At 71.2% G+C, this 24,853-nt stretch carries 18 protein-coding genes and 2 tRNA genes; 13 read left to right on the top strand and 7 right to left on the bottom strand.

Going from position 1 to position 24,853, the window contains the following annotated elements; all coding sequences use genetic code 11:
* Nucleotides 1-80: 80 nt before the first annotated feature.
* Nucleotides 81-1,535, bottom strand: a complete 1,455-nt coding sequence (locus ACIG3E_RS08015) for an amino acid permease (protein WP_399612670.1) — start codon at nucleotides 1,533-1,535, stop codon at nucleotides 81-83.
* A gap of 250 nt (nucleotides 1,536-1,785) precedes the next feature.
* Here ACIG3E_RS08015 and ACIG3E_RS08010 point away from each other — a divergent pair, with 250 nt between their 5' ends.
* On the top strand, nucleotides 1,786-2,271 hold the full coding sequence (locus ACIG3E_RS08010) for a ribose-5-phosphate isomerase (protein WP_399612668.1): 486 nt from the start codon (nucleotides 1,786-1,788) through the stop codon (nucleotides 2,269-2,271).
* 144 nt (nucleotides 2,272-2,415) lie between these two features.
* Entirely contained in the window at nucleotides 2,416-3,255 is an 840-nt protein-coding gene (locus ACIG3E_RS08005; protein ID WP_399612665.1) for an Fpg/Nei family DNA glycosylase, read from the top strand.
* 13 nt (nucleotides 3,256-3,268) lie between these two features.
* Here ACIG3E_RS08005 and ACIG3E_RS08000 read toward each other — a convergent pair whose 3' ends face one another.
* Nucleotides 3,269-4,504 (bottom strand): GNAT family N-acetyltransferase, encoded by a 1,236-nt coding sequence (locus ACIG3E_RS08000; RefSeq protein WP_399612662.1) that lies wholly within the window; start codon nucleotides 4,502-4,504, stop codon nucleotides 3,269-3,271.
* Between the two features lie 164 nt (nucleotides 4,505-4,668).
* On the opposite strand from ACIG3E_RS08000, the gene ACIG3E_RS07995 reads away from it, so the two are divergent.
* The 3 genes from ACIG3E_RS07995 to ACIG3E_RS07985 all read left to right on the top strand — a co-directional run bounded on the left by ACIG3E_RS07995 (nucleotide 4,669) and on the right by ACIG3E_RS07985 (nucleotide 9,421).
* The gene (locus ACIG3E_RS07995; RefSeq protein WP_399612659.1) at nucleotides 4,669-5,853 is read left to right on the top strand and encodes a PP2C family protein-serine/threonine phosphatase; all 1,185 of its coding nucleotides are present in this window, start codon (nucleotides 4,669-4,671) and stop codon (nucleotides 5,851-5,853) included.
* Nucleotides 5,854-6,119: 266 nt separating this feature from the next.
* The gene (locus tag ACIG3E_RS07990) at nucleotides 6,120-6,971 is read left to right on the top strand and encodes an ABC transporter ATP-binding protein (RefSeq protein ID WP_399612656.1); all 852 of its coding nucleotides are present in this window, start codon (nucleotides 6,120-6,122) and stop codon (nucleotides 6,969-6,971) included.
* Entirely contained in the window at nucleotides 6,968-9,421 is a 2,454-nt protein-coding gene (locus ACIG3E_RS07985; RefSeq protein ID WP_399612654.1) for an ABC transporter permease, read from the top strand. The genes ACIG3E_RS07990 and ACIG3E_RS07985 overlap by 4 nt, the downstream gene beginning before the upstream one ends.
* A gap of 143 nt (nucleotides 9,422-9,564) precedes the next feature.
* On the opposite strand, the gene ACIG3E_RS07980 is transcribed toward ACIG3E_RS07985, so the two are convergent.
* The gene (locus ACIG3E_RS07980; protein ID WP_399612652.1) at nucleotides 9,565-10,764 is read right to left on the bottom strand and encodes an acyltransferase family protein; all 1,200 of its coding nucleotides are present in this window, start codon (nucleotides 10,762-10,764) and stop codon (nucleotides 9,565-9,567) included.
* Nucleotides 10,765-11,478: 714 nt separating this feature from the next.
* Between ACIG3E_RS07980 and ACIG3E_RS07975 the strand changes: the two genes are divergently transcribed.
* Nucleotides 11,479-11,673 (top strand): hypothetical protein, encoded by a 195-nt coding sequence (locus ACIG3E_RS07975; RefSeq protein ID WP_030673834.1) that lies wholly within the window; start codon nucleotides 11,479-11,481, stop codon nucleotides 11,671-11,673.
* A gap of 42 nt (nucleotides 11,674-11,715) precedes the next feature.
* On the top strand, nucleotides 11,716-13,881 hold the full coding sequence (locus ACIG3E_RS07970) for a protein kinase (protein ID WP_399612650.1): 2,166 nt from the start codon (nucleotides 11,716-11,718) through the stop codon (nucleotides 13,879-13,881).
* Nucleotides 13,882-13,953: 72 nt separating this feature from the next.
* Here ACIG3E_RS07970 and ACIG3E_RS07965 read toward each other — a convergent pair.
* Nucleotides 13,954-14,027 (bottom strand) — tRNA-Gly (locus ACIG3E_RS07965).
* A gap of 159 nt (nucleotides 14,028-14,186) precedes the next feature.
* Between ACIG3E_RS07965 and ACIG3E_RS07960 the strand changes: the two genes are divergently transcribed.
* The 5 genes from ACIG3E_RS07960 (at nucleotide 14,187) to clpX (ending at nucleotide 19,079) form a co-directional block, all read left to right on the top strand.
* Nucleotides 14,187-14,263: transfer RNA gene (locus ACIG3E_RS07960), tRNA-Pro, on the top strand.
* A 206-nt stretch (nucleotides 14,264-14,469) separates the two neighbouring features.
* Complete coding sequence (gene tig / locus ACIG3E_RS07955) at nucleotides 14,470-15,858, top strand: trigger factor (RefSeq protein ID WP_399612648.1); 1,389 nt, start codon at nucleotides 14,470-14,472, stop codon at nucleotides 15,856-15,858.
* Between the two features lie 334 nt (nucleotides 15,859-16,192).
* On the top strand, nucleotides 16,193-16,798 hold the full coding sequence (locus ACIG3E_RS07950; RefSeq protein WP_030362534.1) for an ATP-dependent Clp protease proteolytic subunit: 606 nt from the start codon (nucleotides 16,193-16,195) through the stop codon (nucleotides 16,796-16,798).
* A 104-nt stretch (nucleotides 16,799-16,902) separates the two neighbouring features.
* Entirely contained in the window at nucleotides 16,903-17,574 is a 672-nt protein-coding gene (locus tag ACIG3E_RS07945) for an ATP-dependent Clp protease proteolytic subunit (protein WP_242718071.1), read from the top strand.
* A gap of 218 nt (nucleotides 17,575-17,792) precedes the next feature.
* The gene (clpX, locus tag ACIG3E_RS07940; protein WP_030673850.1) at nucleotides 17,793-19,079 is read left to right on the top strand and encodes an ATP-dependent Clp protease ATP-binding subunit ClpX; all 1,287 of its coding nucleotides are present in this window, start codon (nucleotides 17,793-17,795) and stop codon (nucleotides 19,077-19,079) included.
* A 97-nt stretch (nucleotides 19,080-19,176) separates the two neighbouring features.
* Here clpX and ACIG3E_RS07935 read toward each other — a convergent pair whose 3' ends face one another.
* The 3 genes from ACIG3E_RS07935 to ACIG3E_RS07925 all read right to left on the bottom strand — a co-directional run bounded on the left by ACIG3E_RS07935 (nucleotide 19,177) and on the right by ACIG3E_RS07925 (nucleotide 22,053).
* On the bottom strand, nucleotides 19,177-19,995 hold the full coding sequence (locus ACIG3E_RS07935; RefSeq protein ID WP_399612645.1) for a hypothetical protein: 819 nt from the start codon (nucleotides 19,993-19,995) through the stop codon (nucleotides 19,177-19,179).
* An 86-nt stretch (nucleotides 19,996-20,081) separates the two neighbouring features.
* Nucleotides 20,082-21,050 (bottom strand): hypothetical protein, encoded by a 969-nt coding sequence (locus ACIG3E_RS07930; protein WP_399612642.1) that lies wholly within the window; start codon nucleotides 21,048-21,050, stop codon nucleotides 20,082-20,084.
* A 46-nt stretch (nucleotides 21,051-21,096) separates the two neighbouring features.
* Nucleotides 21,097-22,053: a hypothetical protein gene (locus tag ACIG3E_RS07925; RefSeq protein ID WP_399612639.1), complete on the bottom strand. Its 957-nt coding sequence runs from the start codon at nucleotides 22,051-22,053 to the stop codon at nucleotides 21,097-21,099.
* Nucleotides 22,054-22,220: 167 nt separating this feature from the next.
* Between ACIG3E_RS07925 and ACIG3E_RS07920 the strand changes: the two genes are divergently transcribed.
* Nucleotides 22,221-24,845: a valine--tRNA ligase gene (locus ACIG3E_RS07920; RefSeq protein WP_399612637.1), complete on the top strand. Its 2,625-nt coding sequence runs from the start codon at nucleotides 22,221-22,223 to the stop codon at nucleotides 24,843-24,845.
* The last annotated feature ends 8 nt before the right edge of the window (nucleotides 24,846-24,853 follow it).

The following is a 24,853-nucleotide window of genomic DNA, read 5'->3' as shown; positions in this document are numbered from 1 at the left end:
CCGCCCGGGCCCGAGCCCGGACGACACCCCGCCGCCGTGAACCGATGAGTAGTACCGAGTACTACGGAGTGCTACGAGTACTACGAGGAGACCCGCTCCCGGGGCGCCACCTTCTCGCGGACCAGGGCGATGCCGAGGACCAGGGCGCCGACGAGCAGCGAGAGCACCATCTGCTTGCGCCCGGCGTCGTCGTACAGCATGTAGACGATCACGAACGAGATCATGCCGATGGTGACCCAGGTCAGATACGGGAACAGCCACATCTTCACGACGAGCTTCTCCGGCTGCTCGCGCAGGATGATGCCGCGCATCCTCAGCTGCGTGAAGCAGATGACGAGCCACACGAACAGGGCGACCGCGCCGGACGAGTTCAGCAGGAAGTCGAAGACGGTCTTGGGCCACTGGTAGTTGAACCACACGGCGGCGAAGCCGAAGACGACCGAGCCGAGGATCGCGGCGCGCGGCACGCCCGAGGCGGTGGTGCGGGCGAACGCCTTCGGGGCGTCGCCGCGCTCGCCGAGCGAGAAGGCCATGCGCGAGGCCGTGTACAGGCCGGAGTTGAGGCAGGAGAGCACGGCCGTCAGGACGATCACGTTCATGACCTGGCCGGCGTGCGGGATGCCGATCGAGTTCAGCGCGGCGACGTAGGAGCCGTCCTTGACGATCGTCTTGTCGTTCCACGGCAGGAGCGTGATGACCACGAAGATCGAGCCGAGGTAGAAGACGCCGATGCGCCAGATGACGCTGTTCGTGGCCTTGGTGACGGCACGCTGCGGGTCCTCCGACTCACCGGCGGCCAGCGTGACGATCTCCGAGCCCATGAAGGAGAAGACCACCATCAGGACGCCGGTGAGGATCGCGCCCGCGCCGTTGGGCATGAAGCCGCCCGCGTCGGTGAGGTGCTTGAAGCCGTCCCCCGGGTTGTCCGAGCCGGGCAGCACGCCGAACACGGCGAGCAGGCCGATGAGGACGAAGCCGCCGATCGCCACGACCTTGATGCCCGCGAACCAGAACTCGAACTCGCCGTAGGAGCCGACCGAGACGAGGTTGGTGGCGGTGAGCACCACCATGACGATGAGCGCCCAGCCCCACTGCGGGACCGCGGGCACCCACTCGTTCAGGATCACGGCACCGGCGGTCGCCTCGACGGCGAGCACCACGACCCAGAAGAACCAGTACAGCCAGCCGATGGTGAAGCCCGCCCAGCGCCCGAGGGCCTGGTCGGCGTAGGCCGAGAAGGAACCGGAGGACGGCCGCGCCGCGGCCATCTCGCCGAGCATCCGCATCACGAGCACCACCATGGTGCCCACGAGCGCGTACGACACCAGGATCGCGGGGCCCGCGGCCTTGATGCCCGAGGCGGACCCGACGAAGAGACCCGCTCCGATCACGCCACCGATGGCGATCATCGACAGATGGCGGTTCTTGAGTCCGGCCTTGAGGCCGTCACCGTCGCCGTTCCCGCTCCCCGGCCGGGGTTTCACAGGCCCGCCGGGGGTGCTGTCTTCCTTCGCAAGGGACGGTTGCGAGGTCATAGGCAGATCCTTTGGTTCACGGGCAAGAGCTCCCGCATTAAAAGCTCATGGGCGTACGGGACGAAAGACCCGTCTCCGGATCGTTGTATTCAGCGGAATGCAGAGTGAACGATCGGTCACTGACGATGACCGGGCACCGGATTGGCCTGAACCAATCGGTGTCCGCAGGGCGCCCGAAGAGCTGCCGAAGAGCGGCCGGAGACCGGACCCACGACGGCTTCCCGCCGCCGCGCATGCCACACTCGGATCCATGCGCGTGTACCTCGGCTCCGATCATGCCGGTTACGAACTCAAGAACCACCTCGTCGAATGGCTCAAGGCCCACGGCCACGAGCCCGTCGACTGCGGGCCCCACATCTACGACGCCCAGGACGACTACCCGCCCTTCTGCCTCCGCGCCGCGGAGAAGACGGCCGCGGACCCCGACTCCCTCGGCATCGTCATCGGCGGCTCCGGCAACGGCGAGCAGATCGCCGCGAACAAGGTGAAGGGCGTGCGGGCGGCTCTCGCCTGGAGCGAGCAGACGGCGGCGCTCGGGCGCGAGCACAACGACGCGAACGTGATCTCCATCGGTGGGCGCATGCACACCCAGGCCGAGGCGACCAAGTTCGTCGAGATCTTCCTCGCCACGCCGTACTCCGGTGAGGAGCGGCACACCCGCCGCATCAAGATGCTCGCGCGCTACGAGACCTCGGGGGAGCTGCCCCCCATCCCGCCCCACCACCCGCAGGCCTGACCTCTCGCGAGGCGCCCCAGACCCGCCCCTTCCCGAAACTGGGGGCTCCGCCCCCAGACCCCCGCTCCTCAAACGCCGGAGGGGCTGGATCGTCCAGCGTGGTCTGGGGCGCCACCCGCGAGGCCCCCGACAGGAGGCGACGCCGTGCCGGAAGGGCACACCATTCACCGGCTCGCGGCCGATCACCGGAGCCGGTTCCAGGGGCACCCCGTGCACGCCACCAGCCCCCAGGGCAAGTTCTCCGACGGCGCGGCCCTCGTGCACGGCCAGCCCCTGGACACCGCGGAAGCGCACGGCAAGCACCTCTTCCTCGGCTTCGCCGCGTCCGGCTGGGTCCACATCCACCTGGGCCTCTTCGGCAAGTACACCTTCGGCGACGCCCCCGCCCCGCCGCCCACGGACACCGTCCGCCTGCGCCTGGCGAACGCCGCCCACTACAGCGACCTGCGCGGCCCCACCACCTGCGCGCTGATCACCGATGGCGAGAAGCAGGAGATACACGCCCGCCTCGGCCCGGACCCGCTGCGCCCGCAGGGCGGCGAGAACGACCCGGACAGGGCCTGGCGCCGCGTCTCCCGCAGCCGCACCACCATCGCCGCCCTCCTCATGGACCAGAAGGTCATCGCGGGCGTCGGCAACGTCTACCGCGCCGAGGTCCTCTTCCGCCACGGCATCGACCCGTACACGCCCGGCAAGGACCTCACGCACCGCCAGTGGACCGCGATCTGGGCGGACCTGGTGGACCTGATGCGCGAGGGCGTGCGCAACAACCGCATCGACACCGTGCGGCCCGAGCACACCCCCGAGGCCATGGGCCGCCCGCCGCGCGTGGACGACCACGGCGGCGAGGTGTACGTGTACCGCAGAGCCCGGATGGCCTGCCACATCTGTGGCGGCGAGATCCGCACCGCCGATCTCGCCGCCCGCAATCTGTTCTGGTGCCCGCGGTGCCAGCGCGGAAAGGGCACGTCAGCACGCCGGTGAAGGGCCAGCGTGGCTAGAAGCCGTGCGGCAGCCAGGGCGCGACCTCCGATCCGAAGGCCAGGCTCGCCTCCGCCAGGGCCCCGGGGCGCAGCTCCCGCACCCGGCCCGCCCGGGCGAGCTCCGCGAGGGTCACGCCGCCCAGGTACGCCGAGCCCAGCTCGCGCACCGACAGGGCGAGGTCGGCGGGCGCCTCGTCGTCGGCGCGCTTGCAGGAGGCCCCCTTGGGGTCGCCGGTCAGCCGCCAGCGCCCCTCGTTCCAGGGGCAGAAGGCGTCCGTGACGTCCAGGACCACGTCCACCGGCGCCCGGTACGTCCGTGCCTCCAGGGCCGCGCCGACCTCCACCGGACGCACGTGCAGCGAGTCGCGCTGCACGAGGCCGCAGCGCCGCACGTCCGAGACGAGGTGCAGCAGCGGGTCGTCCACGGGGCGGTTGAACACCTCGATCCGCGAGGTAAGGTCGATGTCGAAGAGCAGGCGCCACAGCGCCGCGTACGCCGCCGGGTCCAGGGCCTCCACGGCCCGCAGCCGGACCACGCCCTGCGGGCCCCGGACGTCCCAGTCGGGCTTGACCGCGAAGTACGCGTACCCGACGACCTCACCGGCGCGCTCCGCGAGCACGCACTGCAACGGCGAGGCGCCGTCGCGGTCCCCCGCCGGGTCGAGGAGCGGAAGGCGCTCCCAGCCCGGCTGCCGCGCCAGCATCCCGGGGCGGCCGGGCACCACGCGCGCGTACACGGCCTCGCAGGCCGCCGCGGCCTCGGCGGGCACGGCGTACCGCAGCCGCACCTCGTCCGTGCCCGCGGGCACGGACAGGCGCACCCGCGCCGTGTCGATCGACGCCTTGAACGACCACGTCGCCACGCCGTATCCGAACCGGCCGTAGATCGCGGGCTCGGACGCCGTCAGGACCGCGAGGGCCTCCCCGCGCTCCCGCAGGTCGTCGAGTTGCCGCCGCATCATCGAGGTCAGCAGCCCGCGGCGGCGGTGCGTGGCCGCGACGCTCACCATCGTGATGCCCGCCGCGTCCACCAGGGCCCCGCCCGGCACGGACATGCGGAAACTGAAGGCGCCCGCCGTGCCGACGCACTCCTCGCCGTCCCAGAGGCCGAGGGAGCGGTCGTACTCCGTCAGGTCGTCCCACAGCTCGCGTTCCTCCGGAGCCTCGGAGAGACCGCCGAAGGCCCGCTCCAGCGTTCCGTACCAGCGGTCCCAATCTCTCTGGCTCAACTCCCGCAATTCTGCTGTCATATGCCATGCCTACCAGGGCTCCTGGGACGCGGCGAGATGTTTTCCGCGTACCGGAACGCGCGTGTGGACGCTGGGAGCGGAGATACGGGCGAGGTGCCCCTGAAGGGGGACAAGAGGTACCTCCCGTGCGAAGCGCCTGGCCCGGTGGATAGGGTCCACGAGCAATGGCGGTACGACGAGACAAGCGCGAGCGGCGCGCACCGCGTGAGCGGCGCGCCGCAGCCGAGACGTTCCCGGCCCGGATGAAGAAGCGGCTCCACCGGGCCCGCATAGGGCTGCGCAAATCCGGAGTGGACTACTTCCGGGGCGACGGCTCGGACTGGGTGGCGCTCGCCGCGCTGCTCCTGACCGTGCCGGTGATCACCGTGTGCACGATCGTCAACCCGGTGTGGTTCTCGCCCTCCGTCCTCGTCCTGCCGATCGTCGCGGGCGGACTGCTGCTCAGGCCCTCCAGCCTCCTCGGCCTGTACGCGGCGTCCGCGGCCGCCCTCATCGTGGAGTCCGCCCGGCTCGGGCCGTACACCGAGGGCCCGGCCCGGGTCACCCCCGGCACCGTCCTGACCGTCGCCGCGTGCGGATTCTTCGGGCTGCTCATCGCCCAGTTCCGCAGCCGGGTCGGCGTGCCCTGGCGCGGCGGCGGAACGATGCTGTTCGACCTGCGCGAGCGCATCCGCGTGCAGAGCAAGCTGCCGAAGCTGCCGCGCGGCTGGCACCGCGAGATGGCGCTGCGCCCGGCGGGCGGCCAGTCCTTCTCCGGCGACTTCGTCGTCGCCGCCCGCACCAACGGCGGCCGCACCCTGGAGGTCGTCCTCACGGACGTCTCCGGCAAGGGCATGGACGCGGGGTCGCGGGCGCTGCTCCTGTCCGGCGCGTTCGGCGGCCTGCTCGGGTCGCTCCCGCCGCACGCCTTCCTGCCCGCCGCCAACGGCTATCTGCTCCGCCAGGACTGGGACGAGGGCTTCGCCACCTCCATCCACCTCGTCCTCGACCTGGAGACCGGCGACTACGAACTCCTGTCCGCCGGGCACCTCCCCGCGCTCCAGCTGAGCGCGGGCACGGGCCGCTGGGAGGAGAAGGCCGGGGAGGGCCCCCTCCTCGGGGTGTACGACGGCGCCCAGTTCGACCCCGTCAAGGGCTCGCTGCGCCCCGGTGACGTCCTCATGCTGTTCACCGACGGCATCGTCGAGACCGCCGACCGCGATATCGCCGAGGGCATCGACCGGTTGACGGGGGAGGCCGACCGGTATGTGGCCGGGGGCTTCCACGGCGCCGCGTGGCACCTGATCGAGGCGGTCGCCAAGGACGTCAACGACGACAGGGCACTGCTGCTGATCTGCCGCGAGGGCTAGTCCTTCGCGGGGCGCCCCAGACCCACCCCTTCCCGGTCCGGGGGCTCCGCCCCCGGACTCCCGTTTGTCGGCGCTCCGCGCCTCGTCCTCAAACGCCGGACGGGCTGGAACCTTGGGGCGGGACTGGGGCGCACCCGCGAGGCCACAGCCTGGTGGGGTTTCCCCCACCCCCGATCCGCCGGGCCACCTCATGGCCCCCCGTACCCCCGAATCCGTACGTTCGACACATCAGGCACCCACAGAACGACGGAAGGGCTGGGCAGGCCATGGGGCTGCGGAAGAAGAAGCGGCGGGACGAGAACACGGCTCCCGCACAGGGATGGGCACCGCCCGCCCCGCAGCAGGCCCCCGGCCAGAACTGGGCGGTGGAGCTGCGCGGCGTCCGCCGCCAGTACGGCCGCGGCGCCCGGGCCGTGCACGCCCTGCGCGGCATCGACCTCGCCCTGCCCCGCGGCAGCTTCACCGCCGTGATGGGCCCCTCCGGCTCGGGCAAGTCCACGTTCCTGCAGTGCGCGGCGGGCCTGGACCGCCCCACGGCGGGCACGGTCCACCTCGGCGGCACCGAGATCACCGGCATGAGTGAGAACAAGCTGACGGCCCTGCGCCGCACCCGCCTGGGCTTCGTGTTCCAGGCCTTCAACCTGCTGCCCTCGCTCACCGTCGAGCAGAACGTCCTGCTGCCGATGCGCCTCGCGGGCCACCGCCCCGACCACCGCAAGGCCGCCGACGTCCTGGCCCGCGTGGGCCTCGGCGACAAGGGCAGGCGCCGCCCGGGCCAGCTCTCCGGCGGCCAGCAGCAGCGCGTCGCGATCGCCCGCGCCCTGGTGACCGAGCCGGACGTGGTGTTCGCCGACGAGCCGACGGGCGCCCTGGACACCACCACGGCCGCGGAGGTCCTCGGCCTGCTGCGCTCGGCCGTCGACGGCATGGGTGCCACCGTGGTGATGGTCACCCACGACCCGGCAGCCGCCGCGTACGCGGACCACACGCTGTTCCTGGCCGACGGCCAGATCGTGGACCGCCTGGAGGGCGCCTCGGCCGCGCGGATCGCGGACCGGATGCGCGCCCTGACCGTGCCCGCGGCCGCGCCCACGTACGCGGGAGTGGCGGCGGCATGAGCCTCGTCCCGAACGGCCTGGCCCGCGCGGCCGTCCGATTCAAGCCCGCCGCGTTCGTGGGCACGTTCGTCGCCCTGATGATGGCGTCCCTGATCGTGTCGGCCTGCGGCATCCTCCTGGAGACGGGCCTGCGCGCCTCCGTGCCGCCCACCCGCTACGCGGACGCGCCCGTCGTGGCCGCCGCCGACCAGCGCGTCCACTTCGGCAGCGGCGACAACGCCTCCACCACGCCGGTCCCGGACCGGGCCCGCCTCGACGGCTCCCTGGTCGCCAAGGCCGCGGCGGTGCCCGGGGCGCGTACGGCGGTCGCGGACGTCACCTTCCCCGTCGCGCTCCCGGCGAAGGGCGGCGACAGGGCCCTGACCGCGCACGGCTGGGGAGCCACCGCCTTCACCGGCGAGAAGCTCACGGCGGGCCGCGCGCCCGCCGCGGGCGAGGCCGTCCTGGCCGATGCCGGGGCCCGCGTCGGCGACCGCGTGACGCTGACCACGGCCGAGGGCCCGCGCGCCGTCCGGGTCTCCGGCACGGTCTCCGGCGCCGCCGAGCCCACCGTCTGGTTCGCCGACGCCGACGCGCTCCGCCTCTCCGGGCACCCGGGCCGCGTCGACGCGATCGCGGTCCTGCCCAAGGACGGCGTCACCGAGGCGGCCCTGAAGGCCCAGGTCGCCAAGGCCCTCGACGGCAAGGCGAAGGTCTACACCGGCGAGGACCGCGGCGGCGTCGAGGACCCCTCGCTCGTCGGCGCCGAGGAGCTGCTCACCGGCCTCGGCGGCTCCTTCGGCGGCATCGCCGCGGTGGTCGCCGTCTTCACCGCGGCGGGCACCGTCGCGCTCTCCGTCGGCCAGCGGGCCCGCGAGTTCGCCCTGCTGCGCGCCATCGGCACGACCCCGCGCCAGGTGCGCCGCACCATCGCCACCGAGACGCTGCTCGTCGCCCCGCTCGCGGGCGCCCTCGGCTGCCTGCCCGGCATCGCCCTGGCGACTTGGTGGTTCGGGCAGCTCAAGGACCGCGGCGCAGTGCCGGACGCGGTGGACCTCGCCGTCTCCTGGATCCCGCTCGTCACGGCGGCGGGCACGGCCGTCCTCACCGCCCTGCTCGCCGGGTACGCGGCCGCGCGCCGCCCCTCCCGCATCAAGCCGGGCCAGGCCCTCAGCGAGGCCTCGGTGGAGCGGCTGCGGCCCGGCTGGATCCGTACGCCGCTCGGCGTCGCCGCGACCGTGGGCGGCATCGTCCTGTCCCGGGTCGCAGCCACCTCGACCGGCGACGACGCGGCGAACGCGGCCCTCGGCGTCGTCATGCTGTTCATGCTGGCGGTGGCGCTGCTCGGCCCGCTGGTGGCGCGCGGCTGCGCGGCCCTCTTCGGCCTGCCGCTGCGCGGCGCGGGCGCCTCCGCGTCCCTCGCGGCCGCCAACTCCCGTACGAACGCCCGCAGGCTGGCCTCCGCCATCACCCCGATCGTCCTCGCCATGGCGTTCGCCTCCACGCTCGTCTTCATGCACACCAGCGAGGACAAGGTGACGGCGGACCAGCAGCGGGAGGGCATCACCGCCGACCACATCGTCACGTCCGGCTCGGGCTTCGGCCCCGGCGCCGTGCGCGATGCGGCGAAGGCCCCCGAAGTGACCTCGGCGGTGGGCCTGTTGAAGACGTCCGTGCTCATCCCCATGGGCTCCGGCGGCGACCGCTGGCTGCAGTCCGCGTCCGCACAGGGCGTCACCGGCTCCGCCGCGGACCTCGCCGCGGTGCAGGACCTGAACGTGAAGAGCGGCGAACTGACCCTCCGCAAGGGCGAGATCGGCCTCGACGCGAACCTCGCGAGCTCCGCGCACCTGAAGACCGGCGACCGCGTCGAGCTGCGCCTGCCCGACGGCACGAGGATCCGGCCGACGCTCGCGGCGACCTACGAGCGGGGCCTCGGCCTCTCCCAGGTCACGCTGCCCGCGGCCGCGGTGCGCCAGCACGTCACGGCCGCACTCGACACGGAGATCTGGACGAAGGGCGGCACGGCGGCCGGGCTGAAGTCCCTCGGCACGGTCAGCGACCGGGACGGCTACACCACCGCCCAGTCCCTCGACCGGAAGCTCAACGCCTGGGCCAACACCGTCATGGCGGCCGTCCTCGGCGGCTTCGCGGCCGTCGCCGCCGTCAACACGCTGGTGATGACGGTCCTCGACCGGCGCCGCGAGCTCGGCATGCTGCGCCTGATCGGCTCGACCCGCGGCCAGGTGATGCGGATGGTCCGCTGGGAGGCGCTGCTCGTGACCTGCGCGGGCGTGATCATCGGTACGGCCATCGCGCTCGCCACGCTGGTGCCGATGGTGCGCGGCCTCACCGGGGAGTCCCCGTACATCCCGCCCCTGCTCTACGCGTCCTTCGCGGGCTCGGCGATCGTCCTGGGCCTCCTGGCAACGACCCTCCCGGCCCGCGCCGCACTGCGGACGACGGTGTAACACCATCACCCAGCTGTGGGCAGCTGGTCCGCCCAGGGGGCGAGTGGGGCATCCCCTGCTCGAGCGGAGCCGAGAGCTTGGGGAAGGGTGGGCACAGCCCCAGGCGCCGAGCAACTGTTGCGCCTGGGCTGTGCCAGAGGGGCCTACCGGGCGCCCGCCCCGGCCCGTTCCCGCGCGACCTCAGTCGCATCGCGGCGGAACGCCCACTCCATCCGAGGCTCCATCGCGAAGCGGAACACCCGCCGCACCACCGGCGTGCACAGTGCCGTGACCACCGCCGCGGCCACCACCGAGACGAACACCTCGCCCACCGGCCGGTGCAGCCACGGGTAGTCCTCGAACCAGCCCCAGAACCGGGAGCCCTTCGCGAGGAACCCGTGCAGCAGATACCCGTACAGGGTCCCCGCGCCCAGGACGGTGAACCACATCCTCCGCCGCGGCACCCACGCGAAGAAGCACGCGGTGAGCACCACGGAGCAGCCGAAGAGCGCCAGCGTCATCACGACGCCGACCCACCACGGCACGCCCAACTCCTGGGCGCTGTCGCGCCGGTAGAACCACACCGACGTCATGCGCGGCGCCGCCCAGTAGGCGAGCGCGACCGCGCAGGCGAAGACGGGCACCGACAGGATCCGGACCTCGCGCCGCCGCACCAGCTGGAAGTGCTCGGGCTTCAGGAACAGGCCGAGGACGAAGAACGGCATGAACTGCAGGACCCGTTGGAGGTCCAGGTCGTCACCGATGTCGGGGGAGATGACGGCGAGCAGGGCCACGCCCAGGGAGAGCGGCACCGGCCAGCGCACGACCTTCCACAGCGGGACCGTGAGGCGCCACACGAACAGGGCGATCAGGAACCAGGTCAGATACCAGGGGTCCAGCAGGCTGATCGGCTGCGTCGGGTCGTCGTCCGCCCACCGCTTGAAGAAGGTGTAGGCGACCTCGAAGACGACGTACGGCACGGCGACGCCCGTCACCAGGCGCTTGAGCCGGTCGGGCCGCATGTCGAAACCGCGGGAGAAATAGCCGGAGATCAGGATGAAGGCCGGCATGTGAAACGTGTACACGGTCATGTACAGCGCCTCGGCGGTGCGGCTGTGATCGGTCAGCGGCTCCCACGCGTGGGCCATCGCGACGAGCACGATCGCCAGGTACTTGGCGTTGTCGAAGAACGCGTCGCGCTGCTTGGCGGGGCGTCCGGCGGAGCCGGTGGCGGAGCGCGGGGCGGGAGCGGCGGGGCGGGAGGAGGGGAGGGGGGAAGCGGGTGCGGGGGAGTGCGGGGCCGTTTCCTGTACGGGGGGCAGCGGGGCCCGGTGCCGACCGTGCGGCTGCACGGAGTTCGTCACAGGCCCTCCCACCAAGAGCTCGGTGAGACGATCCGGGACCGCACTGCGCTTACGGGGGTCATGGCAGCGTGGAACATCTGGGGCACCCTAGCGCCGCCCCGCTGTTCCCGTAAAACTCTCGGCTCATTCATTCGTGCAATGCCTCGCCAATACGCTCGTAACGACGTCGACAACCCCGGCCGGTCCGTCCGTCCGCCGCTCGGCCGGGTTCGCGCAATTAGGTCCCGGGTACCCGGAGCGAAAGGCCGAAAACTCACTGATCGCTGTCCGATACGTCACCACTCGTACCGCTTAAATCGTGCATAACGCCTGCGGGCGACTCTGGTGAAATGTCCTGGTTGATCGGTCCGTGATGGGTTATGGGAACCCGCGCGATGTGTTCTCGGCCACCATTCGAATTCCCGGTGAACTGCCGGTGCGGGAGCCGGTGCGCGGGGCCGTAGGACGATGGCTGGCCATGGAAACGATCACGTCGAATTCGCCCTCCAGGGGAACCGTCGAATTGCCGTGCGGATGCGGGTGGCGCCCGTGCGGCACGCCCCCCGCGACCCTCCGCGGCACGGGCGGGACGGGTGCGTCACTGGTCAACGCGTGGCCGACGATGTGTCACCGGCCGCATAGGGCGGTCGTGTTGGTGGCACGATGGTTCCTGGCGGGGGAGTGCGGGGCCGTACCCCCCGGGCGGGAGAGCGACCGACCTAGGGTGTGATGAGTGTGGCCATTTCGCTGTCAGTGGTACTGCTGTTGGCGATCGTCCTCGTCTTGATGATTCGTCAAGGGAACATCAAGGTATGGCCCGCCATCGTCGCGGCGACTTTCGGCTTCACCCTCGCCTCGACGGGAATGGCAGACGACATCCAGGAGCTTCTCAACTCCTTGGCGGAGACCATCGGCGACATACAGTTCTGACGGCTGAGGGCCGGGCACGGCGACACGGGGGGTCTGGGAGCGGTGGCGCTGCGGGAAACGGACCCCGAGGCCGTCGGCGGCTATCCGGTCGAGGACCGCCTCGGCTCGGGCGGGATGGGCGTCGTCTATCTCGCGCGCTCCGCGTCCGGGCGGCGCCTCGCGGTCAAGGTCGTGCACGCGCAGTACGCCGACGATCCGGAATTCCGCACCCGGTTCCGCCGCGAGGTCGAGGCCGCGCGGCAGGTCAGCGGCGCCTTCACCGCCCCCGTCGTGGACGCCGACGCGGACGCGCCGAGCCCGTGGATGGCCACGCTCTACATCCCGGGCGAGAACCTGGGCGAGTACGTGCGCCGCCACGGCCCGCTGCCCGCGGAACGCCTCCCGGAGCTCGCGGCGGGCCTCGCCGAGGCGCTGCGCGACATCCACCGCGTGGGTGTCGTCCACCGCGATCTGAAACCGGCCAACGTGATGCTGGCCGACGACGGCCCCCGCGTCATCGACTTCGGCGTCTCCCGCGCCGCCGAAGCCCTCGCCGGAGACCCCCTCACCCAGACCGGCCGCGTCATGGGCACCCCGCCCTACATGTCCCCGGAGCAGCTCACCTCGCCCCGCGACGTGGGCCCCGCGTCCGACGTCTTCTCCCTCGGCTCCGTCCTGGTCCACGCCGCCACCGGGCGCGGCCCCTTCGACGACGTCTCCCCGTACGAGACGGCGACCCGCGTCGTCAAGGGCGAAGCCCGGCTCGACGCCGTACCCTCCGACCTGCGCGCCCTGGTCACCCTCTGCCTGGCCAAGCACCCCAAGGAACGCCCGACCCCGGACGAACTCCTGTCCCTGCTGCGGGGCGAGCCCGTGCCGCCGCGCCCCGCACCGCCCGCCGAGGACGAGCCCGCACCGCGCCCGCGCCGCCGCCGTAGGTTGCTGGTCACCGGGGCGGTGGGCGGGGTGCTCGCCGCCGCGCTGACCCTGGGCGCGGTCCAGTGGCTCAAGCCGGACGACGCCAGGGCCCGGGCCCTGCCGCCCGGCTGGCGGGCGTGGCAGGCGCAGGACGCCCGTACGCGAGACGGCGGGCAGAGCCCGTTCAGCCGCTGCCTCGCCGCCGGTGACGGCCTGGTGTGCGCGGGCGGCGGCGCGAAGGCCGTGCGCTTCTCCCTCGCCACCGGGAAGCTCGCCTGGGGCGGCGAACCCGTCGAGGGCGGGGGGATGGTGGCCGGGGAGGGCACCGTCTTCGGCACCTCGGACGACCGCAAGCGCAGCTACGTATACAGGGACAAGTCGGCCCGGCGCGCCGGGGACGATACCCCTGACCCCGTCTACGAGCTCCAGGCGCTCGACAGCCGGACCGGCGCGGTGCTGTGGAGACGAGTGCCCCTGTGGAACCAGGAGGCGGCGTCCGCACCCAACTCCGACCCGGAGCTGGGCGACGTGGCGGTCGTGAAGGACGGCCTCCTCGCCCGCTACGGCGCCGAGGCGGACAGGTACGCGCTGCTCGCCGACCGCGCGAAGGGGAAGCCGCGCTGGCAGCGCCCCCTGCCCGTCCCGGACAACTGCGGTGTCGACTCCGCGGACGGCCACGGCTATCTCATCTGCCTGTCCGAGAAGGAGACCCGTGTCTCGCACCTCGATCTGGCTACGGGCAAGCCGGACTGGACCGTCCGGCTCTCCGGCGTGCTGCGGCTCCTCGGGCGGGCGGACGGGCGCCTTGTCTTCGCGCAGAGCGGCGTGGGGCAGCTGGGCGGGGGCCTGGTCTTCGCCCGGGAGAGGGGTGACGAGACGCTCCGCACCCTGGCCACCATCGACGTGACCTCCGGCGGGCACGCGGTCCGCTCCGTGCGCCTCTCCCACCGCCAGCCCTCGGCGGCGACCGCCACCCTCAGCGGCGGCACCGTCTACTACACGCTCTGGAGCGGCCGCGTCAGCGCCGTCGACCCGCGCTCGGGCCGTCAGCTCTGGAGCAGCGACTCCGAGGTGGAGAACCCGGGCCCGCCGCTCGCCGGGGAGACCCACGTCTTCCTGGCGTCCCCCAGCGGCCGCCTCGGCGCCCTGGAGCGGAGTACGGGCAAGGTGGACTGGTCGAGCCCCGCGCGCAGCACCGACGTGCTGTCCTCCTCGGACACCCCCGGCGCCCCGCTGACCCTCGTCGGCGACGCCCTCTACGTCCCCTACGGCATCCGCTCCGTCTACAGCCTCGACATCCGCCACCCGTGACCCCGTGCGCGGGCGTGAAAAAGCCTCCGGCCCGGGGCGCAGGGCGGAACCTGCACACCGGGCCGGAGGCCGTGGAGCGGGCGACGGGAATCGAACCCGCGTAGCTAGTTTGGAAGACTAGGGCTCTACCATTGAGCTACGCCCGCACAGCTGGTGCAGCGGCTCGCAGATCGGCGAGCGCGGCACGGCATGCATCGTAGCGGGTCACGGCGGTCCGCCGCACACCCCCGTCCCCGCGCTCTTCGCGCGCTCCCGCAAGCGGGCGCCGCACCCCCCGCGGGCATGTACCCTACGTGTCGCACCGACGGGGTGTGGCGCAGCTTGGTAGCGCGTCCGCTTTGGGAGCGGAAGGCCGTGGGTTCAAATCCCGCCACCCCGACCAGCAGATTTTTCCAGCTCAGTGGCCGGTTTCCCGGGCCGAAGATCCGGATGTGGGCGCTCCGGCCGGTTTCGCGGCCTGTCTTCGGCCCGTCTTTCAAGATCGCATTGTGGGTCGGCTCCCGCGTGCCGTTACTATGCAAGCTGTGTGCCCGTGTGTCTCTCGACCGGGCAGAAACCCAAGCAGTCAGCCCACAAGGAGACCGAACCGTGAAGAGCGCCGTGGAGACCCTGAACCCGACCCGGGTTCGGCTCACTGTCGAGGTGCCCTTCGAGGAGCTCAAGGACAGCCTCGACGCGGCGTACAAGAAGATCAACCAGCAGGTCACGGTGAAGGGCTTCCGTAAGGGCAAGATCCCGGCCCGGGTCATCGACCAGCGGTTCGGCCGCGGTGCTGTGCTGGAGGAGGCCGTCAACGACGCCCTCCCGAAGTTCTACACGGAGGCGGTCAACGAGGCCGAGCTCAACGTCCTGGGCCAGCCCGAGGTCGACATCACCGAGCTGAAGGACAACGAGACCCTCAGCTTCACCGCCGAGGTCGACGTCCGCCCGACCATCGAGATCCCGGACTACTCCGGCATCGAGGTCGAGGTCGACGCGGTCGAGGTCAGCGACGAGGACGTCGACAAGGCCGTCGAGGACCTGCGGGGCCGCTTCGCGTCCACCGCGCCGGTCGAGCGCGCCGCCGAGGACGGCGACGTCGTGACGATCGACCTGGAGGCCAAGGTCGACGGCGAGGTTCTGGCGGACGGCGTCGCCAACGGCGTCTCGTACACCATCGGCTCCGGCGAGCTCCTCGAGGGCATCGACGACGCCGTGAAGGGCCTGGCGGCCGACGGCGAGGCCACCTTCACCTCCGAGCTGAAGGGCGGCTCCGCGGCGGGCAAGGAGGCCGAGGTCACCGTCAAGGTCACCCAGGTCGCCAAGCGCGAACTGCCGGAGCTGGACGACGACTTCGCGCAGCTGGCGTCCGAGTTCGACACCCTGGACGAGCTGAAGGCCGACAGCCGCAAGCGCCTGGAGACGGCCCGCCAGTTCGACCAGGCCACCCAGGCCCAGGAGCGCGTCCTGGACAAGCTCCTTGAGCTCGTCGAGGTGCCGGTCCCCGAGAAGCTCCTCGAGGACGAGATCCGCACCCGCAAGCACAACCTGGAGCACCACCAGCTCGGCCAGATGGGCCTCGACCTCGGCAAGTACCTGGAGATCCAGGGCAAGTCCGAGGAGGAGTTCGACACCGAGACCCGCGAGCAGGCGGTCAAGGGCATCAAGACCCAGTTCATCCTCGACGAGCTGGTCAACAAGGAGAAGCTGAACGTGAACCAGGAGGAGCTCACCGAGCACCTCATGCGTCGCGCCCAGTCCTCCGGCATGAGCCCCGACCAGTTCGCCCAGGCCGTCGTCGAGGGCGGCCAGGTGCCGATGCTCGTCGGCGAGGTCGCCCGCGGCAAGGCGCTCGCGGTGGTCGTCGAGGCCGCCACGGTCAAGGACACGAACGGCGAGGTCGTGGACCTCGACGACGAAGACGACTCCGTCGAGGGTGAGCAGGCCGAGGCCGCCGCCGATTCCGCCAAGGCGGATGAGGAGAAGGCTGAGGGCTGATCCCCTCGCCGCACCTGTGCAAGGGCCCCCGGGACGCCGTCCCGGGGGCCCTTCGCGCCCCAGCGCCTGCCACGCCGGGTGCGTCGGCGGGTGCCGCTGTGTCGTGGCTGAGCGCGCAGTTCCCCGCGCCCCTTCGGGGCGTGCCACCCCGCATCCTTTGGGGCCCGACCTGCACCTGCGCTCACAGCGAACAGTTGCCCTTGCGGGATTCCCCGAAGGGGGCCGCGCGTTAGGGTCCATGAATACGGGGGCAGTGGAGTCGTTGCCCTCAGAACGAAGATGCTGAGACGGCCGGTGCCGTCAGAGACGAGCAGGTGGATACGTGACGAATCTGATGCCCTACGCAGCCGGTGAGCCGTCCATCGGTGGTGGCCTCGGCGACCATGTCTACAACCGTCTGCTCGGCGAGCGGATCGTCTTCCTCGGCCAGCAGGTCGACGACGACATCGCCAACAAGATCACGGCGCAGATGCTCCTCCTCGCGGCCGACCCCTCGAAGGACATCTACCTCTACATCAACAGCCCCGGCGGCTCGGTGACCGCCGGCATGGCGATCTACGACACCATGCAGTACATCCCGAACGACGTGGTGACGATCGGCATGGGCATGGCCGCCTCCATGGGCCAGTTCCTGCTGACCGGCGGCACCGCGGGCAAGCGCTTCGCCCTGCCGCACACGGACATCCTGATGCACCAGGGCTCCGCGGGCATCGGCGGTACGGCCTCGGACGTCAAGATCCAGGCCGAGTACCTGCTGCGCACCAAGCAGCGGATGGCCGAGATCACCGCCCGCCACTCCGGCCAGACGGTCGAGGCGATCATCCGCGACGGTGACCGCGACCGCTGGTTCACCACCGAGGAGGCCAAGGAGTACGGCCTCATCGACGAGATCATCAGCGCCGCTTCCGGTGTTCCGGGCGGCGGCGGCACGGGCGCCTGAGAAGGCGCCCAGGGGGCCTCAGGAGGCCCCCGCCCGGGGCGGCCCGCACCCGGCCCGCCCCAGCCGACCAAGCCCACGCTCATCACCAGGACGGAACACCTCAGATGAACAGCTTCCCCGTCAGCGGCCAGCCCGCGGGCCTGCACACCGGCCCCCAGGTGGACAACCGTTACGTGATCCCGCGCTTCGTCGAGCGCACTTCGCAGGGCGTGCGCGAGTACGACCCGTACGCGAAGCTCTTCGAGGAGCGCGTGATCTTCCTCGGCGTCCAGATCGACGACGCCTCCGCCAACGACGTCATGGCGCAGCTCCTGTGCCTGGAGTCGATGGACCCCGACCGGGACATCTCGGTCTACATCAACAGCCCGGGCGGCTCCTTCACCGCCCTGACGGCCATCTACGACACGATGCAGTTCGTGAAGCCGGACATCCAGACGGTCTGCATGGGCCAGGCGTCCTCCGCGGCCGCCGTGCTGCTCGCCGCGGGTACCCCCGGCAAGCGCATGGCCCTGCCGAACGCGCGCGTGCTGATCCACCAGCCGTCCGGCGGCACCGGCCGCGAGCAGCTCTCCGACCTGGAGATCGCGGCCAACGAAATCCTCCGGATGCGTACGCAGCTCGAGGACATGCTGGCCAAGCACTCCTCGACGCCGATCGAGAAGATCCGCGAGGACATCGAGCGCGACAAGATCCTCACCGCCGAGGACGCGCTCGAGTACGGCCTGATCGACCAGATCATCTCCACCCGCAAGATGAACAACTCCGCGGTCGCCTGATACTCGTCCGGGGAAACCGCAGCACCAACTGCCCGCTCCTTGGCGCGGTCGCGTCGGTCCGTGGCGATCTGCGACATTTCGTGGTTCTTCACGGTTCCGCGGAGCAGCGAACCGCGCCAAGGGGGGCCCGAACGGGGGGCCAGGCAAGGTACCGTCGGATACAAGGCACCAGGAGCCGCTGGACCAACGGCGTCTCCCAGGCGAAGGGGAAGCACACCGTGGCACGCATCGGTGACGGCGGCGATCTGCTCAAGTGCTCGTTCTGCGGAAAGAGTCAGAAGCAGGTCAAGAAGCTCATCGCAGGCCCGGGCGTGTACATCTGCGATGAGTGCATCGACCTCTGCAACGAGATCATCGAGGAGGAGCTCGCCGAGACGAGCGAGGTCCGCTGGGAAGAGCTGCCCAAGCCCCGCGAGATCTACGAGTTCCTCGAGGGGTACGTAGTCGGCCAGGAGCCCGCCAAGAAGGCCCTCTCCGTCGCCGTCTACAACCACTACAAGCGCGTCCAGGCCGGGGAGAACGGCGGCGCGCAGGGCCGCGAGGACGCCATCGAGCTGGCGAAGTCCAACATCCTGCTGCTCGGCCCCACCGGCTCCGGCAAGACGCTGCTCGCCCAGACCCTGGCCCGCATGCTGAACGTCCCCTTCGCCATCGCGGACGCCACCGCGCTCACCGAGGCGGGGTACGTGGGCGAGGACGTGGAGAACATCCTCCTCAAGCTCATCCAGGCCGCCGACTACGACGTCAAGAAGGCCGAGACGGGCATCATCTACATCGACGAGATCGACAAGGTCGCCCGGAAGAGCGAGAACCCGTCGATCACGCGTGACGTCTCGGGTGAAGGCGTCCAGCAGGCCCTCCTGAAGATCCTGGAGGGCACGACGGCCTCGGTCCCGCCGCAGGGCGGCCGCAAGCACCCGCACCAGGAGTTCATCCAGATCGACACGACGAACGTGCTGTTCATCGTGGGCGGCGCCTTCGCGGGCCTGGAGAAGATCATCGAGGCCCGGGCGGGTGCGAAGGGCATCGGCTTCGGCGCCACCATCCGCTCCAAGCGGGAGCTGGAGGAGAAGGACCAGTTCGAGGACATCATGCCGGAGGACCTGGTGAAGTTCGGGATGATCCCCGAGTTCATCGGCCGCCTTCCCGTCATCACCTCGGTCCACAACCTCGACCGCGAGGCCCTGCTCCAGATCCTCGTCGAGCCGCGTAACGCGCTGGTGAAGCAGTACCAGCGACTCTTCGAACTCGACGGCGTGGAGCTGGACTTCGAGCGCGAGGCCCTGGAGGCCATCGCGGACCAGGCGATCCTGCGCCAGACCGGCGCGCGCGGCCTGCGCGCCATCATGGAGGAGGTCCTCCAGTCGGTGATGTACGAGGTGCCGTCCCGCAAGGACGTCGCCCGCGTCGTCATCACGGCGGACGTCGTCCACTCCAACGTGAACCCGACGCTGGTCCCGCGCGAGGTGCGGGGCCCGGGCGCGGGCGAGCAGAAGTCGGCCTAGCCCGACCCCGTTCGAACGACCAGGGGCGCCCGGCGAGTTGACCTCGCCGGGCGCCCCTGGTCGTGATGAGCCGCTCAGCCGCGGCCGTGCGGGCGGCTCACCGCTTCACACGGACCTCGGAGCGCAGCTTCCTCGCGGTCTCCGCGGCGTCGTCGAGGGACGGGCTCTTGCCCGCCACGATGTCCGCGATCTCCATCGGCATGGACAGGCCCACCGTGCTGTGGTCGCCCCAGATGCACACGGCCATCCGCGCCTCCTTGGGGCCGGAGCCCGTAGCGCCGCTCGCGCCCTTCTTGACGTGGGCCTCCTGGCACTTGAGGACGAAGCCGCCGGTGCTGAAGTCCCGGGGGCTGCCGACCATTTCGCCGGAGTTGCCGCCGTTCGCGCTGTCCTTCTTCGCGTCGGCCTTGGCACCGGCGAACAGGGCGTCGACGGTCTTCTCGGGGTCCTCGATCTCCCCGTAGACCCCGCCGAACTGGATCAGCTTGCCGCCCAGGGGGTTGGCCTGGTCGCGCACCTCGTAACCCGCGTGCACGGAGGTGGGGTCCTTCACCCCGTGCTTCTCGGCGTCGTCGAGGTCGTCGAAGCCGCTCGACATGGTGCCGCTGCCCTTCTTGTACTCGCCGAGCACGGTCTCGGGCGCGACCAGCTTGTGCGGCCCGTCGTCCTTGACGGCCACGGAGCCGCCGCTGTCGCCGCCGCCCCCGAGCACGAAGTACGCACCGACCCCGACCGCAGCCACGACGGCGACGGCCCCGACGACGAACCCGACCTTCTTCCGGCCCCCACCCTGCGGGGGCGGGGGCGGCGGCACCTGCCCGTAGGGGGCCTGCCCATAGGGCGCCTGCTGCGGCGGCTGCCCGTAGGGGCCCTGCGGGGGCTGCTGGCCGTAGGGGTTCGGCTGGTACTGGGTCATCGAGGTTCCTCTGTGCTGGTGCTGGTGCTGCGCGAAGGGCCCGGCCGGAGCGGCCGGGCCCTTCACAGTGATGTGCGACCCGAGGGTCAGGCCTTGACGCGGACTTCCTTGCGGAACTTGGTCGTCTTCTCGGCGCCCTCGTCCAGGTCGGCGGACTTGCCTGCCATGACGTTGGCCATGTCCGCCGTGATGCCGACGCCGATGGTGCTGTTGTCACCCCAGATGCACGTCGCCATCGACATCTCCTTGGGGCCCTTGGTGCTGCCGGTCACCGCGCCGCCGAAGCTGTACTTCATCTCCTGGCACTTCATGACGGCGCCGTCGAGCCCGGACGGGCTGAACGACTTGGGGCTGCCGACCAGGGTGACCTTGGCGCCCCCGTTGTCCTTCGCGGCCTTCTCCTCGACCGAGCCGAACATCTTGTCGACGACCGCCTCCGGGTCCTCGATCTCGCCGTAGAGGCCGTTGAACTGGAAGAGCTTCTGCCCCAGCGGGTTGTCGTCGCTGCCGTACTCGTACTGGGCCTCGACGTCCTTGGCGTTCTTGACGCCGTGCTCCTCGGCCTCCTTGGCCTTCTCCGGGGACATGGCGTCGTTCTTGGCGCTGTTCGGCTTCAGCTTGTACGTGCCGTCGAGGACGGTGTCCGGGGTGGTCAGCTTGTGGGGGCCGTCGTCCTTGACCGCGGCGGAGCCGCTGCCGCTGCTGTCGTCGCCCGCGAACAGGAAGTAGCCGCCGACCGCGACCGCCACGACCACCGCGACCGCGCCGATGACGGCGCCCGCCTTCTTGCCGCCGCCTCCGCTCGGCGGCGGGGGCGGGGGCACCTGCCCGTAGGGAGCCTGCGGCGGCTGCCCGTAGGGGGCCTGCTGCGGGTAGCCGTAGCCGGGCTGCTGCGGGGCCTGGGGCGGGTAGCCGTAGCCGGGCGGCGGGGCCTGGGGCGGCTGCCCGTAGGGGCCCGGCTGCTGCGGCTGGCCGCCGCCGTACGGACCGGGCTGCTGGCCCCCGTACGGACCAGGCTGCTGGCCGCCGTACGGGCCCGGCTGGTTGAAGCTCATTGCTGGGGTTCCCTCCGTTAACTGCTGCTGCGAGCGCGGGCGCGCGTCACTTCTTCACGCGGGCCGCGTCGCGGTACTTGGCGGCGAGGTCGGCGACGTCGTCCGTCGCCATGCCGTCCCCGCCGGAGATGAAGGCGGCGGCGTCGGTGGCGGTCACGATGCCCGCCGTGCTCCGGTCGGACCAGGCGCAGATCGGGATCTCCAGGCTCTTGCCGCCCTGGGAGACCTTGACCCGCTGGCACTTCATCAGCGCGTTGTCCAGGTCGCTGGGCGAGACCGACTCCGGGCTGCCCTGCCAGGTGACCTCTTCCTTGCCGCCGTCGCTGTCCTTCTCCGTCTCCTCGTGCATTTTGTCGAACGCCTTGTCGACGGTCTTCTCCGGGTCGCTGATCTCGCCCGACATGCCGACGACGTTCAGGCCCTTCGTCTTGAGCCCGCTGCCGGACTTGTAGTTCGCCTTCTCCTGCACGGCGTTCTTGATCCCGATCGCGGCGGCGTCCTCCTGGTCGGCGTCGCCCAGCGGGCCGTCGGAGGAGTCCGACGACGCGTCCTTCTGGTACTCGCCGACCGAGGCCGGGGAGACCAGCTTGTGCGGCCCGTCGTCGGTGACCGAGCCGGAGCCGCCGTCGTCGCCCCCGACGACGAAGTACGCGCCGACGCCGATCGCCGCGACCACCGCGACCGCGCCGATGATCAGGCCCGTCTTCTTGCCCCCGCCCCCGCTCGGCGGCGGGGGCGGCGGAACCTGCCCGTAGGGGGCCTGTCCGTAGGGGCCCTGCGGCGGCTGCCCGTAAGGCGCCTGGGGCGGCTGCCCGTAAGGGGGCGCCTGCGGGGGCTGCTGGGGGTAGCCGTAGCCGGGCGGCGGGGCCTGCGGCGGCTGGCCGTACGGGGGCTGCTGGGGCTGGCCGCCGTAGGGACCGGGCTGCTGGGGCTGCCCGCCGCCGTACGGACCCGGCTGCTGCGGCTGCTGGCCGCCGTACGGGCCCGGCTGGTTGTAGCTCATGTGAAGCTCCCCCTCGAACGCGTGTGTGCGTGCGCCTACGTTCTCCCGCACGTTTATGTGTTCCCGACATCCTGACCGACGCCTGGAGCACCGTGGGGCCCGGGGAGTCAACCGTTACTGAAGATTCCGGTTTCGGGACCACACTGTGACACCCCTAAACTGGGCCCGTGACCGAGAACGCTCAGCAGCAGCCCCCAGCGACCACTCCCGAGCTCCCGACGCAGTACGCACCGGCCGAGGTAGAGGGGACGCTGTACGAGCGCTGGGTAGAGCGCGGTTACTTCGACGCGGACGCGAAGAGCGACAAGGAGCCCTTCACCGTCGTCATCCCCCCGCCGAACGTCACCGGCAGCCTGCACCTGGGCCACGCCTTCGAGCACACCCTCATCGACGCCCTCACCCGCCGCAAGCGCATGCAGGGCTACGAGGTGCTGTGGCAGCCCGGCATGGACCACGCGGGCATCGCCACGCAGAACGTGGTGGAGCGCGAGCTCGGCAAGGAGGGCAAGTCCCGCCACGACCTCGGCCGCGAGGCCTTCGTCGAGCGCGTCTGGCAGTGGAAGGGCGAGTCCGGCGGCCAGATCTCCGGCCAGATGCGCCGCCTCGGCGACGGCGTCGCCTGGTCCCGCGAGCGCTTCACCATGGACGAGGGCCTCTCCCAGGCCGTCCAGACGATCTTCAAGCGGCTCTACGACGACGAGCTGATCTACCGCGCCGAGCGCATCATCAACTGGTGCCCCCGCTGTCTGACCGCCATCTCCGACATCGAGGTGGAGTACCAGGACGACGACGGCGAGCTCGTCTCCATGACGTACGGCGAGGGCGACGAGACGATCGTCGTCGCCACCACCCGCGCCGAGACCATGCTGGGTGACACCGCCGTCGCCGTGCACCCCGACGACGAGCGGTACAAGCACCTGGTCGGCAAGCAGATCAAGCTGCCGCTGACCGACCGCTCCATTCCCGTCGTCGCCGACACGCACGTCGACCCGGAGTTCGGCACCGGCGCCGTCAAGGTGACCCCGGCGCACGACCCGAACGACTTCGAGATCGGCCAGCGCCACGACCTGCCGAACATCACGGTCATGGACGAGCACGCGGTCATCACGGTCCCCGGCCCCTTCCAGGGCCTGGACCGCCTGGAAGCCCGCTCCGCCATCGTCGGCGCGCTGCGCGCCGAGGGCCGTATCGTCGCCGAGAAGCGCCCGTACTCCCACTCCGTGGGCCACTGCTCGCGCTGCAAGACCACCATCGAGCCGCGGCTCTCCATGCAGTGGTGGGTCAAGGTCGGCCCGCTCGCCAAGGCCGCCGGTGACGCGGTCCGCGACGGCAAGGTCAAGATCCACCCGCAGGAGATGGAGAAGCGCTACTTCGACTGGGTCGACAACCTCCACGACTGGTGCATCTCGCGCCAGCTGTGGTGGGGCCACCGCATCCCGGTCTGGTACGGCCCGAACGGCGAGGTCGTCTGCGTCGGCCCCGACGAGGAGGCACCCACCGGCGAGGGCTGGACGCAGGACACCGACGTCCTCGACACCTGGTTTTCCTCCGGCCTGTGGCCGTTCTCCACGCTCGGCTGGCCGGAGCGGACGGAGAGCCTCGCGAAGTTCTACCCGAACTCCGTCCTGGTCACCGGCTACGACATCCTCTTCTTCTGGGTCGCCCGGATGATGATGTTCGGCCTGTACGCGATGGACGGCACCCCGCCGTTCCACACCATCGCCCTGCACGGCATGGTCCGCGACCAGTTCGGCAAGAAGATGTCGAAGTCCTTCGGGAACGCGGTCAACCCGCTGGACTGGATGGACAAGTACGGCTCCGACGCCCTGCGCTTCACCCTCGCGCGCGGCGCCAACCCCGGCGTCGACGTGCCGATCGGCGAGGACTGGGTCCAGGGCTCCCGCAACTTCGCCAACAAGATCTGGAACGCGACCCGCTTCGCGCTGATGAACGGCGCCACGGTCGAGGGCCCGCTGCCGGACGCCGCCGAGATGTCGGCGACCGACCGCTGGATCCTCTCGCGCCTCAACACCGTGGTCGCCGAAGTCGACGCGTACTACGAGGACTACCAGTTCGCGAAGCTCTCCGACGCCCTGTTCCACTTCGCCTGGGACGAGGTCTTCGACTGGTACGTGGAGCTGTCCAAGACCACGTTCATGGCGGGCGGCCCGGCCGCCGAGGTCAGCAAGCGCGTCCTCGGCGAGGTCCTCGACGTCACGCTGCGCCTGCTCCACCCGGTCGTGCCGTTCGTGACGGAGACCCTGTGGACCACGCTGACCGGCGGCGAGTCCGTGGTCATCGCCGCCTGGCCCAAGGACAGCGGCTTCCGGGACGCGGGCGCCGAGAAGGAGATCGCCTCCGTCCAGGACCTGGTCACCGAGGTCCGCCGGTTCCGCGCCGACCAGGGCCTCCAGCCCGGCCAGAAGGTCCCGGCCCGCCTCACGCTCGACGGCACGCCGTTCGCCGCGCACGAGGCCGCCGTCCGCCAGCTCCTGCGCCTCCAGCCGGAGGGCGAGGGCTTCGCGGCGACGGCCACCCTGCCGGTCGCGGGCGCCACGGTCGCGCTCGACCTGTCCGGCACGATCGACGTGGCGGCGGAGCGCAAGCGGCTCGCCAAGGACCTGGCCGCCGCCGAGAAGGAGAAGGCCCAGGCCACCGCCAAGCTCGGCAACGAGGCGTTCCTGGCGAAGGCCCCCGACCAGGTGGTCGACAAGATCCGCGCCCGCCTCACCAAGGCCGACGAGGACATCACCCGCCTCCAGACCCAGCTGGACAACCTCCCGGCGGCGTAAGAGAGTTC

Source organism: Streptomyces sp. NPDC053474 (assembly GCF_044544845.1).
Classification (GTDB): Bacteria; Actinomycetota; Actinomycetes; order Streptomycetales; family Streptomycetaceae; genus Streptomyces.
Note: the sequence above shows the minus strand (reverse complement) of the source record. Positions and strands in the feature narration are given on the sequence as shown.

Coding starts and splice junctions, on each gene's coding strand:
- ACIG3E_RS08015 (WP_399612670.1), bottom strand. CDS start 1,535: ATGACCTCGCAACCGTCCCTTGCGAAGGAAGACAGCACCCCCGGCGGG.
- ACIG3E_RS08010 (WP_399612668.1), top strand. CDS start 1,786: ATGCGCGTGTACCTCGGCTCCGATCATGCCGGTTACGAACTCAAGAAC.
- ACIG3E_RS08000 (WP_399612662.1), bottom strand. CDS start 4,504: ATGACAGCAGAATTGCGGGAGTTGAGCCAGAGAGATTGGGACCGCTGG.
- ACIG3E_RS07995 (WP_399612659.1), top strand. CDS start 4,669: ATGGCGGTACGACGAGACAAGCGCGAGCGGCGCGCACCGCGTGAGCGG.
- ACIG3E_RS07990 (WP_399612656.1), top strand. CDS start 6,120: ATGGGGCTGCGGAAGAAGAAGCGGCGGGACGAGAACACGGCTCCCGCA.
- ACIG3E_RS07985 (WP_399612654.1), top strand. CDS start 6,968: ATGAGCCTCGTCCCGAACGGCCTGGCCCGCGCGGCCGTCCGATTCAAG.
- ACIG3E_RS07950 (WP_030362534.1), top strand. CDS start 16,193: ATGCCCTACGCAGCCGGTGAGCCGTCCATCGGTGGTGGCCTCGGCGAC.
- ACIG3E_RS07945 (WP_242718071.1), top strand. CDS start 16,903: ATGAACAGCTTCCCCGTCAGCGGCCAGCCCGCGGGCCTGCACACCGGC.
- ACIG3E_RS07935 (WP_399612645.1), bottom strand. CDS start 19,995: ATGACCCAGTACCAGCCGAACCCCTACGGCCAGCAGCCCCCGCAGGGC.
- ACIG3E_RS07930 (WP_399612642.1), bottom strand. CDS start 21,050: ATGAGCTTCAACCAGCCGGGCCCGTACGGCGGCCAGCAGCCTGGTCCG.
- ACIG3E_RS07925 (WP_399612639.1), bottom strand. CDS start 22,053: ATGAGCTACAACCAGCCGGGCCCGTACGGCGGCCAGCAGCCGCAGCAG.